This is a genomic window from Sphingobium sp. PAMC28499 (genome assembly GCF_004795815.1).
GTDB classification, from domain to species: Bacteria; Pseudomonadota; Alphaproteobacteria; order Sphingomonadales; family Sphingomonadaceae; genus Sphingobium; species Sphingobium yanoikuyae.
In genome coordinates this window covers 3,921,500-3,935,498 of the sequence record NZ_CP039248.1, presented here as the reverse complement: position 1 = coordinate 3,935,498, position 13,999 = coordinate 3,921,500, and the positions used below count along the sequence as shown (strand labels likewise).

The 13,999-nt window shown below is 60.7% G+C and carries 10 protein-coding genes and 1 pseudogene; 10 read left to right on the top strand and 1 reads right to left on the bottom strand.

Translation table 11 applies throughout. The features are described 5' to 3' along the window. Window positions 1–71: 71 nt before the first annotated feature. The 6 genes from E5554_RS18720 to E5554_RS18700 all read left to right on the top strand — a co-directional run bounded on the left by E5554_RS18720 (window position 72) and on the right by E5554_RS18700 (window position 8,593). On the top strand, window positions 72–3,239 hold the full coding sequence (locus E5554_RS18720; protein ID WP_210729770.1) for an outer membrane beta-barrel protein: 3,168 nt from the start codon (window positions 72–74) through the stop codon (window positions 3,237–3,239). A gap of 70 nt (window positions 3,240–3,309) precedes the next feature. Next, window positions 3,310–4,941, top strand: coding sequence for an alkaline phosphatase D family protein (locus E5554_RS18715; RefSeq protein WP_136187708.1), 1,632 nt, complete (start codon window positions 3,310–3,312; stop codon window positions 4,939–4,941). Between the two features lie 10 nt (window positions 4,942–4,951). Then, window positions 4,952–6,070 (top strand): hypothetical protein, encoded by a 1,119-nt coding sequence (locus tag E5554_RS18710; protein ID WP_136187707.1) that lies wholly within the window; start codon window positions 4,952–4,954, stop codon window positions 6,068–6,070. A 501-nt stretch (window positions 6,071–6,571) separates the two neighbouring features. Beyond that, window positions 6,572–7,213, top strand: coding sequence for a hypothetical protein (locus E5554_RS18705; RefSeq protein WP_136187706.1), 642 nt, complete (start codon window positions 6,572–6,574; stop codon window positions 7,211–7,213). Then, window positions 7,210–7,887 (top strand): hypothetical protein, encoded by a 678-nt coding sequence (locus tag E5554_RS23130; RefSeq protein ID WP_168708740.1) that lies wholly within the window; start codon window positions 7,210–7,212, stop codon window positions 7,885–7,887. Before E5554_RS18705 ends, E5554_RS23130 begins: the two co-directional genes overlap by 4 nt. Further along, a complete protein-coding gene (locus E5554_RS18700; protein ID WP_168708739.1) occupies window positions 7,784–8,593 on the top strand; it encodes a TIR domain-containing protein in 810 nt (269 codons plus the stop codon). Before E5554_RS23130 ends, E5554_RS18700 begins: the two co-directional genes overlap by 104 nt. 1,051 nt (window positions 8,594–9,644) lie before the next feature. On the opposite strand, the gene E5554_RS18690 is transcribed toward E5554_RS18700, so the two are convergent. After that, entirely contained in the window at window positions 9,645–10,259 is a 615-nt protein-coding gene (locus E5554_RS18690; RefSeq protein ID WP_136187703.1) for a hypothetical protein, read from the bottom strand. A gap of 325 nt (window positions 10,260–10,584) precedes the next feature. Between E5554_RS18690 and E5554_RS18685 the strand changes: the two genes are divergently transcribed. The 4 genes and pseudogenes from E5554_RS18685 to E5554_RS18670 all read left to right on the top strand — a co-directional run bounded on the left by E5554_RS18685 (window position 10,585) and on the right by E5554_RS18670 (window position 13,949). Beyond that, a complete protein-coding gene (locus E5554_RS18685) occupies window positions 10,585–10,887 on the top strand; it encodes a helix-turn-helix transcriptional regulator (protein ID WP_168708738.1) in 303 nt (100 codons plus the stop codon). Window positions 10,888–11,084: 197 nt separating this feature from the next. Then, window positions 11,085–11,357, top strand: a pseudogene (locus tag E5554_RS18680) (thymidylate synthase); the annotation flags it as partial. A gap of 117 nt (window positions 11,358–11,474) precedes the next feature. Continuing rightward, window positions 11,475–12,770: a 3-methyl-2-oxobutanoate dehydrogenase (2-methylpropanoyl-transferring) subunit alpha gene (locus E5554_RS18675; RefSeq protein ID WP_010337241.1), complete on the top strand. Its 1,296-nt coding sequence runs from the start codon at window positions 11,475–11,477 to the stop codon at window positions 12,768–12,770. Between the two features lie 174 nt (window positions 12,771–12,944). Next, the gene (locus E5554_RS18670) at window positions 12,945–13,949 is read left to right on the top strand and encodes an alpha-ketoacid dehydrogenase subunit beta (protein ID WP_136188411.1); all 1,005 of its coding nucleotides are present in this window, start codon (window positions 12,945–12,947) and stop codon (window positions 13,947–13,949) included. Window positions 13,950–13,999 lie beyond the last annotated feature (50 nt).

Here is a 13,999-nt window from a genome sequence, read left to right as displayed (position 1 = left end):
GCTACCAGCTAATGTATTCGCGTCATTCTCTCCTCACTTGTGGGGCTTCTGTCGTTGCGCTTACCGCGGCCGTGCCGGCCCATGCGCAGGAACGCCTCTTCGACATACCCGCCCAGCCCGCCGTCCGTGCCATCCCCGAACTGGCCCGACAGGCACAAATGCAGATCGTAGCCCCGGCCCGTGATCTGGCCGGCATCAACACGCCCGCAATCAAGGGGCGGATGGACGTGCGCGAAGCGTTGCGCCGCCTGATCGCAGGTACGCCGCTGCGGGTTGGATCGGACGACGGCAATGTCATCACCCTGCGCTCGGCGCGCCCGGAAGCCAGCGTCGGCAATGGCATGGTGCGCGGCCGTGTGTTCAACACGGTCACCGGCGAATATCTGCGCAACGCGGAAATTCGCGTCGAGGGCACGCCGATCACCGTCTATTCTGAGGATAATGGCGAATTTCGTTTGTCCAACATTCCGGCCGGTGAAGCGACGATCGTCGTCAAATATACCGGCCTCCAGACCGAAAGACTGATCGCCACTGTCAGCCTGCGTGAAGTCGCGACGCTGGACGTGGCGTTGCGCGCACCGACCTTTGCGGGCTCTTCCGCCGACGACGGCTCGGCCATCACTGTCACCGCCCGGCGCGAGGGGCAGGCCGCCGCGATCATGGAACGCCGCGCCGCCACCAATGCCAAGACCGTGGTCGCTGCCGACAATTACGGCCTGTTGACCATGGGTGATGTCGGCGAATTCATGAAGCAGATGCCGGGCATCTCGCTCGACTATACCGAGGTTGATGCCACGGCGGTCCGCATTGGTGGTCTCGACCCCAAATATTCGACCTTCACCACCGACGGCGCCCGCATGGCGACGGCGACGTCCAACAACAATAATGGCCGCCAGAACAGTTTCGAGCAGATGTCGATCACCGGCATTGAGTCGATCGAGCTGAACAACACGCTGACCGCCCGCATGGATGCCGACGCGCCTGGCGGCGCGATCAACCTGCGCAGCAAATATGCGTTTCAGCTGAAGAAGCGCCAACTGCGCTTCCAGGTCGGCGGGGTCGGCACCTCGGACGCCGGGATCGGCGAAATCTATTTGCCCGACAATGACAAGCATGCCCGCATCTATCCATCGGCCAGCTTCAACTATGGCGACGTGTTTCTGGACGGGCGGCTCGGCGTCGCGCTGAGCGCCAGCTACAATGCCAATTATGTCCAGCAGGATCGCGTCCAGACCGACTGGTCCTATCTCGCCGACGGCCGGGTCATCCCCTATCAGGTCATGTGGCGTCCTGGCCCGAAGAAGACCAGCCGCACCGCCGCCAACCTATCGGTCGACTATAAATTCTCCGACGAACTCGCGCTGTCGCTGCGGGGCAGCTATTCCCTCTACGAGGTCGAATATTTCAACCAATATACCTATTTGATTTTCGGCACGACGACCAAATCCTATGCCACGCCGGATTCGACCGGTACCCATATCGTCGTCAATCCCAACGGCACCAACACGCGGCTGCACACCCAATATTCGCATCGCTATGCCGGCACCCCGGCAATGCTGCTGGCACCCAAGCTCGAATATAAGAATGACGATTGGGAAGTCGCGCTGCGCGGCAGCTATTCCAGTTCGGAATTCAATTTCCGCGACAATTCCAAAGGCTTCTTCCAACGCACCGACAGCTGGCTGACGCGTATCGGCTTCACGCTCGACCGGGCGTCGGAAAGCTCGAACGCCTGGACGTTGCAGCAGACAGCCGGTCGGTCATGGAGCGATCCCACCAGCTTCAACCGTGACGATGACATCGGCAACAATATCCGCACGGCTGAATCGGACGCCCGCAATGAAATGTATGGCGGCAATCTGGACATCAAGCGCAAGCTGTTCGTCGGTGACGTGCCGCTGACGCTGATGGCGGGGGCCGGCGCGCGGGTGAACGACTGGCGCACAAATGAGGGGTCTTATGACCAGTTCCAATATGTCGGCCCGAACGGCGATCTGAGCCAAAAGGACCCAGCCGCAGTGATTCCCTGGACCAATCGCTATCAGTTCGAAATCATCGGCTTCAACGCCGGCAACCTCAACGACCAGAACTGGCGCGCCGACAATAATTACGCGATGTACGACATCTACAAGGCGCATCCGGAATATTTCGTTGCCGATACCGTCGGCAATCTGAAGCGCGACCTCGACAACAACAAGCGGGTCAAGGAAGATATTTACGCCGCCTATGTCGAGGCGGAGGCGCGCGTCGGCAAGGCGACCTTTGACCTCGGCCTGCGCTACGAGAAGACCAGGACGGGTGCGCTGGTCGCCAATATCCGCCCGACCAGCGAGGTCGAGGCGGCAGGCTACAAGACCAACACTGTCGAAGGGCTGCTCTATCAATATAATGGCGGCACCTATTCGACCCGTCATGGTGAATATGATGATTGGTTCCTGAGCGGGGGCATGAAATATGATTTCAGCCGCCGGCTGGTCGGCCAGCTCGCCTTCAGCCAGTCGATCCTGCGGCCCGACTATGGCAATCTGGGCGGGGTGGTGTCGGTCAATGACGATACACAGATCGTCAATGTACCCAATCCCCTGCTAAAGCCCGAACATTCGACCAAATATTTCGCCAGCCTTCAATATTATCTGGAGCCGTCGGGCATCATCGGCCTGTCCTATTATCGTCTCGACATGAAGGACATGCAGGTCACCGGGATCGAGGTCGATCCCGCCGCCGTCGGCTTCGATGCTGATGAATATGCCGGCTACACATTCCGAAGCGCGCAGAATCTTCCGGGGACCAGCACCAATGAGGGGCTGATCTTCGAATATGACCAGCAGCTGACCTTCCTGCCGGGCATCCTCAAGGGGCTGGGTTTGCGCGGTTCCTTCACCCGTCTCTTCCCCGATGCCGAGCGCGTCAACACGCCGGAAAAATCGGCCAACTGGGGCCTGCGCTACAGCTATGGCCCGTTCGACTTCCAGCTGACGGGCAACTGGCAGTCGCGATATCGGGTGAGTGCATTGAGCGCCACGCCGACCACCGCCAACAATGGTGTCCTCTATCATACCGATCGCCAGCTCTGGAATGTGAGCTTCAGCTACAAGCTGAGCCCCAATTTCGAATTGAATGTCGCCGGCCGCAATATCTTCAATGCGCCCGACGTCATCTATTCCAACATCGAAAGCCGGGTGCGCCAGTACAGCATCTACGGCTCGATGTGGAACATCGGCATCAAGGGCAGCTTCTGATCCTCCCCCACTGGACGGAGCGGCCTTGGGCCGCTCCGTCCCTTTCCGATCCCATCGAAAAGGCATCTTCATGGTAATGCATATCGACCGCCGCAGCATGATCCTGGGTGGCGCCTGGGGCATTGGCGCCCTGGCGCTACCCGCCGGCCGGGCGCTGGCCGCCGAACTGATCGGCGCGCGCGGCTTCACCCATGCGGTCGCCAGCGGCGAGCCGGGGGCGGATTCGATGCTGCTATGGACCCGCTATGTCCCTGCGAGCGAGGTTGAGAGCGTGCGCCTCGACGTTGAAGTGGCGATCGATCCCGATTTCGTGCGGATCGTCGGCGGCGGCGCGGTGCGCACCGGGGGCTATCGCGACTGGACAGCGAAAGTGACAGTGGACGGGCTTCAGCCCGGCACGAGTTACTGGTATCGCTTCGTCGCGCCGGACGGCAGCAAGTCGCCGGTCGGCCGCACCCGGACGCTGCCGCAAGGCGACGTGCCGCGCTTTGGCCTGGGCGTCTTTTCTTGTTCCAACCTGCCCTATGGCTGGTTCAACGCCTATGCCCATGCCGCGGCGCGCGACGATCTCGACCTGTGGCTGCATGTCGGCGACTATATCTACGAATATGGCAATGCTTCGGTGCGGCTCGATCAGGGCATCGTGGGGCGCACACTGATGCCCGACACGGAAATCCTGGCGATTGCCGACTATCGCCTGCGCTACGCCACCTATCGGGCTGACCCCGACCTGCAACGGCTGCACCAGATGGCGCCGATGGTTGCGCTGTGGGACGATCATGAATCGGCCAATGACAGCTGGGAAGGTGGCGCCCAGAACCATCAGGCCGACAAGGAAGGCGACTGGAACACCCGCCGCGCCGCCGCAATGCAGGTCTATCGCGAATGGATGCCGGTGTCGGACGAGCCGTGGAAGGCCTATGATATCGGGACGCTGGCGACGCTGTATCGCACCGAATCCCGCCTGCTCGCCCGTACGCGCCCGGCCGACATCACGGCCGCCGCCAGCGCGCCCGATGGGGACGCCGCGCTAAAGGCCTTCCATGATGGCGTGTGGCAGGACCCATCGGCCACCATGTTGGGCAGCACCCAGGAAAGCTGGCTGGCCCATGCGTTCCGGGCGAACGCCCGCACCACCGCCTGGCAGATGGTCGGCATGGGTACGATCATCGGCCGTACGGTGATGCCGGCCAATGTCACCGACTGGCTCCGTCCCGACGCTAACGCCAAGCTGGTCCAACGCTATCGCAACAGCGTGCGCATGGCGCAAAATGGCCTGCCGATGTGGATGGACCGGTGGGACGGCTATCCCGCTGCCCGCTCGCGCCTGCTCCGGTCGGCACAGGCGGCCAACTCCGACCTCATCATGCTGGCGGGCGACAGCCACAATGCCTGGGCCTACGGCCTGGTCGAGGATGGCCAGCCCGCCGGTGTCGAATTTGCCGGACAGGCGGTCACGTCGGGTGGCATGGAGGGTGACCTGCGCGGCGATCCGACGGCGGTGGCGCGCGGCTTCGTCGCCGCCAATCCCGAACTCAAATGGGCGAACACGCACCAGCGTGGCTATATGATGATAGACATCAGCCGTGATCGGGTGACCGGCGAATGGCTGTTCCTCGATACGATCAAGGCGCGCAGCACGCGGATCGCCAGCACCCATCGCATGTCGGTCGAGCGCGGCCGCCGTGTCTTCAGCGCCTGATCGGGAGATTATGATGCGGTCCGCGATCGTTGCGCTACTTCTGCTTGGCCTTGCCCAGTCTGCTCATTCGGCTACGCCGTTTCCGCCTGCCGACCTGCCGCGCGAACAGGTCGCGGGCCCTTTCGCCTCGGGCCATGTTCAGGGTATCGCGGTCGATCGCAAGGGCGGCTTCATCTATTATTCCTTCACCGACATGCTCGCCAAATATGACTTTGAAGGCCAGCTCGTCGGCACACTGACCGGCTGGTCGGGGCATCTGGGCGACCTGGACTTCAACCCGGTCGACGGACGGGTCTATGGCTCGCTGGAATATGGCAAGCAGGACGCCTTCTATATCGCGATGATCGACGGGGCACGGATCGATCGGGTCGGCATGACGGTTGCCGGCACCGACCTGCTGCGCGCCGTCTATCTGCCCGAAGTGACGCGCGACTATGCCGCCGATCTCGATGGCGACGGCAAGGCGGATCATCGCTATGGCTGTTCAGGCATCGATGGCGTCGCTTTTGGCCCCGCCTTCGGCCGGAGCGACGGCCCGCTCTACCTGACCGTCGCTTACGGCATTTATGGCGACGTCGCCCGCAGCGACAATGATCATCAGGTCCTCCTGCAATATGACGCGACGGGCTGGGGCCGAGAGGCGCAGCCGATTGACGAAAAGGCACTGCACCATTCTGGCCCGACTACCCCTCGGGGCAAATATTTCGTCCTTACCGGCAACACCCGCTATGGCGTCCAGAACCTCGCCTATGATTCAAGCCTGCAACGCTGGTTCATGGGCGTCTATCAGGGTGCCAAACCCGACTGGCCCAATTATCTGCTGTTCGCGCTCGATGCCCGCAGCCGGCCACGTCGCCAGGCCTTGCAAGGCCTGGCTTCTCCTCAAGGCATGAATCCAGAAAAAGGCCTGCTACTGCCGCTCGCTCAGGATGGGGTTCATGATGTGAAGACGGGTGTGCGGGGGTGGTATCAGAAGGCCGATGTCGGAATACAGCCCTTGGGAGATGGCCTATACTATCTCGTCCAGAACGACGGTGTGCGCGGCGCGCGGTCCGCCTTTACGCGGTTGATGCATTGGACGGGCTTCTCTTCCAAGCCCTTTGAGACAATGCCAATGGCCGATCGATGACGTGCTCACCCACTGGCGTTTGATGGAAGTACCCTTACCGCGCGCCAATATCTTGTATGCTTGCCAAGGACGACAACGACCCTTTGTCGCCATTCAGCGCCGGGCTTTCGCTCCCCAGCAGCAGACCGTCCGCTATTCCGGCGGGTGTCGACCAGCTCAGGACATACAGCGTGGTTGATGCGAGCGTCGGCTTACGCTGAAAGCCGCCATTCGGATCTGGCAAATCGGCCGGTCGGCTTCGCGCCCATCCACGTCGTTCAATTGGGAAATGAGTGCGCCTTTGAGCGGTCCGTCCGCTTATGACTGGGAGTGAGATATAGCTGACATTCCCGGCCATCGCGGCGAGTGGCCGCATCTGGCCAAAACGGACATTCACACGGTTAATTGCAACTTGACCCCCGGAATTTAAGATCAGAACGTCTGTTTCGTCGAAGGCCTGCCTGTTTTATCCTTTCATTGCATCGCATTCCCATCTGCGCCAACCTGGTGCGGGGGGATGACATGGACATAGTGACACAAATCTATCATGCACTCGGGGGTGGTGCAGCGGCTATTGCGGTGATCGTCGCATTGATAGCGCTGGTCGGCGCTCTTGCGGGCGTTGTCACGTCGTACCTGGTGGCTGGCCGCGCGGTCTACATCAACAGCATCACAGCGGAACGATCGAAGTGGATCGAAAAGTTGCGAACAAGCATCGCCACCTACTCGGGGTTACTGGCTGAACTGAGCTTCACTCTCATGGGTCAGAAGGTGCTGAGCGAGAAGGGGAGTGGTACCGCGACGCTGGTCGTCAACGTCCTCACCAAGATCAACAACACCGCCTCGGTCATTCAGCTGCAACTCAATCCCTGGAACGAGATCGACAAGAACCTGTTGCGCCTGATCGATAGTGTGGTGATCCGCGACAGGACCGACCCCCTTCTGGTGGACAAGGCCGACAAGCTGCTCATCGCACACTCGCAATGGCTGCTCAAAGCCGAGTGGGAGAAGGTGAAGTATGAGGCGCATGGAGGGCTATATCGCTGGTGGAATAATAACGAGGATGAGAAGCGCCTGAAGAAGTATCGTGCCTGGGCCGCTGCTGAAGGATCGCTCGACGATGTGATCGCTCAGTTTGCCAAGGAGAAGGCACGAAAGGCATGACCCAGCCACCGGTTATAACACCGTCACCCGATAAGCTGGTCGATCTCCGCATCGCCCACCTGAACATGGTGCAGGGCGCGGTCACGCGCATGGCGGGGTTCAGTGCTAGCGCCAAAACATTCTGCATCACGATCCTTGCGGCGATCATCGCACTAGCTGTTCAGGCCGGAACCGCAAAGCTGGCCCTTGGTGCGATCGTTGCGGTGATCTGCCTCGGCTTCCTGGACCTCTATTATCTGACCCTCGAACTGCGCTTCCGGGCCGCATACGAGCGCATCGCTCAGCGACCACTTTCCGAGGCCGCCGATCTCCGTATTAAGCCCGCTAAGTTCTCTCTCGCGTGCCTAGGGAAGGCCGCGAGAAGTCTATCTATTCTCCTGTTCTACATCCCCATCTTGCTGGCCTGCATTGCCGCTTTCTTGTATGGTCCGACGGATGAGCGGAAACCCACCGAGCAACTATCTGGAAGAGCTGTGGAAGGCGTTGGAGGGGCACGGCGGATTGAACCCGCCGACCCCAAAGCCGACGGGCCTGGCGGCTCTGTTCGCGACACCGCCGCAGCCAAACGCATTGACCCTCGCCAGCCTGTCGTCCCCGCCGAAATCAACCCTGGGCGGACTGTTCGGGCTGGCCAGCCCGCCGACACCAACACCACCGGCTCTCGGCACGACTAATCCGTTCTTCAAGCCGCAGCCAACGGCGCTAGGATTTTTCGGAGTTCCACCGAAACCTGCGGCTGCCGGTAATCCCTTTGCCAACCTGAAATCCACGCCGAAGATCAGGCGGGTCTTTTACTCCTTCCACTACGCGGACATCTTCCGGGTCAACCACATCAGGAAGGCCGGGCAATTTCGCCCCGTGGACAAGCAACGGCTCCCGACCCCGCAGGATCGCAGCCTATGGGAGGATGCGAAGCTTAAGAATCCTGGTGCGCTGAAAGGTATGATCGACAAGGGGTTGGAAGGCACTTCGGCAACCTGTGTTCTGGCAGGTTACGAAACTTGGAACCGGCCCTGGGTCCGTTACGAGATAGCAAAGAGCGTTGCGCGGGGTAACGGGTTGCTGGCTGTCTACATCAACAACTGCAATTGTCCCCGTAACGGGTATTCCCTCAAGGGACCAAATCCGCTCGATCAGATGGCGATTGGCTATGACGCGCAGATGCGTCCTCGCATCTACGAATGGTTCAACGGAACATGGCGAATTTTCCTGCGGCTCGGTGCTCCGCTTGCGTCGTGGCCAAAATGGCTTCCGGTCGCGCCACAGGGTCAAGTCATGCAATTAAGTCATGGCGCTAAGGCTTACGATTGGATCACCGACAACGGCGCTCATAACTTACTCCACTGGACGCACGACGCTGCAGTGGCGGCGGGGCGTTGACTTAGGAACCAAACAAACTGCGTCCGTCGCGCGCTCGCTGGATCGAGAGTTCAGAGAATATATCCGATCGACTATGTTGATCGGTTGCTGGCGGATGAAGCGCTATGCTGACCGACAGATTGTGATTGCAGGGATGGCGGGACTCCCGGAACCGGCCATTTCCTGCCGATAAGCTGCATGTCCGATTGTGGTCGGCAGCCGACTCGGAGTGAGCGTCCGCTATGCCCGCAACCCTGCTCCGAACCAGACAGTCGCCTGCCGGCCATCCCTCGCATTCCGGGAAACGATCATCAGTGCTTCAGGAACGGCAGGTGTTGGACGGGAACCTGCCGTTCCCGGCGCAGCTCGCGAACGTCGGTTTTGTCCCAGGCCCGGTCATAGACGGACCGACCGCTAATGGGTGCATTGCTGCCTTCCCATCCTCGCCATCCAGCTGCCAAATTCCAATGCCTAAGCACTCATGATTGACCTGCCTGGGTCTGAGTTACTCCGTTACGAATGCAAACCGAGAGCTGCGCTTCAGCAGCCGGTAGCGCGTATTATCCGTCTGCACGATTGCCCCCTCGGCGATAGCGCTGGGTGAAGAACGGACCGTGGAGGTGCAAACGGATCGACCGTCAGGGAAACGCTGCCGGCGATCATTTGAAATCAGCCCCACGAGCCGGACTTGTGGCCGAGTTGGATCGAAACATGCTGTCGAGTAGACTGGCGTCCAATCATCGAGGTCAGCGTCATATTCGCCCGACTTGGAGGTGCGGTTTTTACCTGCGCTAGACATCGGTCGACGATTTCGGATTATCGAGGGGCTTTGCGGTAACTTCGCCAAGCACCCTAGCAACAAGCGCCCAAGGGCCATCCCCACGGGGATGGGATGCGACCCACACATTTCGGACGAAACTCGGCACGCGAAGGGTCGGAGTCTCCCTCTGCGTGATGGAGGCAGTATAAGATCCGACATCAGCCACGGTGCTGACGTTGGTCACATCCATGCGACCAAGTTCGAACGCTGCCTGCTCGTCACCGCCCGGCCAAATTTCAATCCGCACGACCATCATCCTGGAATGACGTCGCTGAAACTCTTTGGCGGCTTTACTCGCTTGAAATCCGGAGCAAATACCTCTGCTGTGACTTGTCGGCGAAATTCGCGAAGGGTGCGAAACGCTTCCAGCATAGCAATTATCTGTCCCTCTGCAGAACTCTCCGTCCATCGTCGAAGGAAGGTCTTGAAGCCGATGCCTTCGGCCACCTCAATCCGAAGTTCGTCGAAGAGTGCATACGCGTCGCCTTCCGCGCGAAGCCAAGAAGGCTTAACCTGGGCCTCCTCATGGAATAACGTTTCTGGGCTACTACGTGGTCGATAGTCGGTCTTCTCTATGACCACGCCGCGGAGGCGCCGATTCAGGGCATTCGCGGCATTCCGATAAAGGCGGAGCTTTTCCGCCTCACTTGTCGGACTGGCTTCTAGGTTCCTCCACTTAATGGTGACGGTCCCGGACGTTACGCTTCCAGCATCGTCGAGCGTCCCCCAACTGATTTCCGAGACGAGCCGCTGACTGTTTCTTCTCACAGTTATGAGGCCGATCTTTGCGCCCGGAGGCAGTGCTCCGACCCAATCCGGTCTGAAAGGCGACGTCACGTACTCGTAACTTAAAAAGTCGGTTTTCATTGCGTGGACCTGAATGTGCGGCGCGTCGCCTCAGGCATCAAGAATGCCAAACTGGAAGAGGGCCCCCACGATGCGTGCGCAAGGCGTTTGTCTTGAGACGTGTCAGCGACGAGATTCATCTGGAGCCTCCCACTATTTTCCGTTGCGTCGGCTTTTCGAAGCGATGGCCGACATTCTCTACGGCCCATGAGGATCAGCACGATGAACGCCCCTTCCCAAACGAGCGTGGGGGTGAGGCTATTCTCTAGGAAGTGTCGGTCCGACCTGCCTATCGAGCGTGCTAACAAATAGCGCCATATATGGCGTGGCTATATATGGCGTTGCCGTGATTGCAAGTATTTCGTTGAACGGCCAAGTGTACAGCACGGCCCAAAAGAAACTCGCGGCGACCATTCGCAGCCTTAGAGAAGCCAAAGGCATTTCTCAGGAGCGATTCGCGCAACTCGCAAACGTGGAACGCGCTCGTTACGGACGTATCGAGCGAGGGGAGCTCAACATCTCGCTCAACGTCCTATTTGCATTAGCGGCCGGCTTGGGTGTGAAGCCTTCCGAGATCCTCGGAGAGATCGAGCTCAAAGATTGTCAGCCTGATTCGGTGGACCTTGAACCTGAAGCCTCGCAAACATAGCTTGATTCTGCGGGCTGAGCGGGCCCGGCGCAGAGCGCCGGGTCCAAGGCTCTCTCAGCTTCCGTTGCGCATGGCAGGGTGATGCGCCGCGCTGAGTTGAAGGCTCAGCGCCTCACCCTGCCTTACTCGAAGTTGGCCTAGGGACTGTGCCAACGGAAGGTGAAGTGATTCGGAGGAGAAAGAGGGTGACCGGAAAAGCCTTCAACATCTTCGGCCTGTCGATGATCACCCGGATGCTGGCCCAGCAATGCGATCTGGAACCGGGCGAGGTGGTCTGGCAGGGCGGCGACGTCCATCTCTACCTCAATCATGCCGATCTGGTGGAGGAGCAGATCAGCCGCACCCCGGCTGGCGCGCCAAAGCTGCGGATCAATCGCCGGCCTTCGAGCATTTTCGACTATAAGATCGAGGATTTCGAGGTGCAGGATTATGCGCCGCAGGCCCATATTTCCGCGCCCGTCGCTGTTTAAGGTGACAGCGAAGGCGACAGGCGAAAAGGAATTGGGTCAGTAAGGCTTGCCTTGCGCGGCGTTGAAATATAATAATTGCCACAAGCAATATTATTGCAACGCACAATAGGAGGCAGGATGACCGATTCGATCGAATCCGGCGCTGTGACGGACGGGCAGGGGCGCAACCTGCCGCCGCTGCAGCTGCATGTGCCCGAGCCGCCCGCGCGGCCCGGTGAAAGCGCGGACTTCACCCATTTCGACATTCCCGCGGCCGACGCGGCGCCGCGCCCGGACGAGGCGACCCACCCTTCGCAGATGCGCGACTTCGCCTATGGGCTGGTCCGCGTGCTGGACGAGGATGGCCATGCGGTCGGCGCCTGGGACCCCAAGCTGCCGGCTGACACGCTGCTCAAGATGCTGCGCTATATGGCGCTGACCCGCGCCTTTGACGGCCGCATGTTCCGCGCCCAGCGCCAGGGCAAGACCAGCTTCTACATGAAGTCGACCGGCGAGGAGGCGGTGTCGATCGGCGCCGCGCTTGCCTTGTCGCGCGACGACATGTGCTTCCCCTCCTATCGCCAGCAGGGCATTTTGATCGCGCGCGACTGGTCCATCGTCGACATGATGAACCAGATCTACTCGAACAAGGGCGACCGGATGAAGGGGCGCCAGCTGCCGATCATGTATTCGGCGCGCGAGGCCGGCTTCTTCTCCATCTCCGGCAACCTCACCACCCAATATCCCCAGGCCGTGGGCTGGGCGATGGCGAGCGCGGCCAAGGGCGATACCCGCATCGCCGCCACCTGGTGCGGCGAGGGCTCGACCGCGGAGGGCGACTTCCATTCGGCCTGCACCTTCGCCAGCGTCTATCGCGCCCCGGTCATCATGAATGTGGTGAACAACCAGTGGGCGATCAGCAGCTTCTCCGGCTTTGCCGGGGCGGAGGCGACCACCTTCGCCGCGCGCGCGATCGGCTATGGCATTGCCGGGCTGCGCGTCGATGGCAATGACGTGCTGGCCGTCTATGCCGCCACCCGCTGGGCCGCCGACCGCGCCCGCGCCAATGGTGGCCCGACCTTGATCGAGCATTTCACCTATCGCGTCGAAGGGCACAGCACGTCGGACGATCCGACGGCCTATCGCTCGGCCGAGGAAAGCAGCAAATGGCCGCTCGGCGATCCGATCGCGCGGCTGAAACAGCATTGCATCACGCTGGGCATCTGGGACGAGGAGCGGCACGCCGCGATGGACCAGGAACTGGCCGAGATGGTCCGCGACGCCGCGCGTGAGGCCGAAAAGAACGGCATATTGGGCCATGGCCTCCACCATCCGATGGAAAGCATGTTCCAGGACGTGTTCGAGGACATGCCCTGGCACCTGAAAGAACAGCAGCAGCAGATGCTGGACGAATGGAAGGCGGCAGGGCTGTGATGAAAACACATATTTTTCCGTTCGGGCTGAGCTTGTCGAAGCCCTCTACTGAGCGGAGCGAAGTCGCTTCGCCTTCGGCTCTGCAGAGCCCTTCGACTTCGCTCAGGGCGAACGGCGTTGGAGGATCGCGCCATGATTGAAGCGCCTCTCGAAGCTGTGGCTGACACCCAGCAAATGAACATGATCCAGGCGATCAACAGCGCGCTGGACGTGATGATGGGCCGCGACCCCGATGTCGTGGTGATGGGCGAGGATGTCGGCTATTTTGGCGGCGTGTTCCGCGCCACCGCCGGCCTCCAGCAGAAATATGGCAAGAACCGCGTGTTCGACACGCCGATCACCGAATGCGGCATCATCGGCGTCGCGGTCGGCATGGGCGCCTATGGCCTGCGGCCGGTGCCGGAAATCCAGTTCGCCGACTATATCTACCCCGCGCTCGACCAGTTGGTGAGCGAAGCAGCGCGGCTGCGCTATCGCTCGGCCGGCGAGTTCATCTCGCCGATGACGGTGCGTTCGCCCTTTGGCGGCGGCATCTTCGGCGGCCAGACTCACAGCCAGAGCCCGGAAGGCATCTTCACCCATGTGTCCGGGGTCAAGACGGTGATCCCGTCCACCCCCTATGACGCCAAGGGGCTGCTGATCGCGGCGATCGAGGATAATGACCCGGTCATCTTCTTCGAGCCCAAGCGCATCTATAACGGCCCGTTCGACGGCCATTATGACACGCCGGCCAAGAGCTGGGCGGGCCATGCAGATGCCCAGGTGCCGCAGGGCTATTATCGCATCGACCTCGGCAAGGCGCGGATCGCCCGACCCGGCGAGGCGCTGACCATCCTCTGCTATGGCACGATGGTCCATGTCGTTGAAAACACCGTGGCAAAGCTGGGTATCGATGCCGAAATCGTCGACCTGCGCAGCCTGGTGCCGCTCGACATCGAGACGATCGAGGCGTCGGTCAGGAAGACCGGCCGCTGCCTGATCGTGCATGAAGCAACGCGGACGTCCGGCTTTGGCGCCGAACTGTCGGCGCTGGTGCAGGAACGCTGCTTCTACCATCTCGAAGCGCCGATCGAGCGCGTCACCGGCTTCGACACGCCTTATCCGCACAGTCTGGAATGGGCCTATTTCCCCGGCCCCGTGCGCATCCGCGAAGCCATCAACAAGATCATGCGGGACTGACCATCCCGCACCCCTTCCGTTCGTTTCGAGCGAAGTCGAGAAACGGAAGC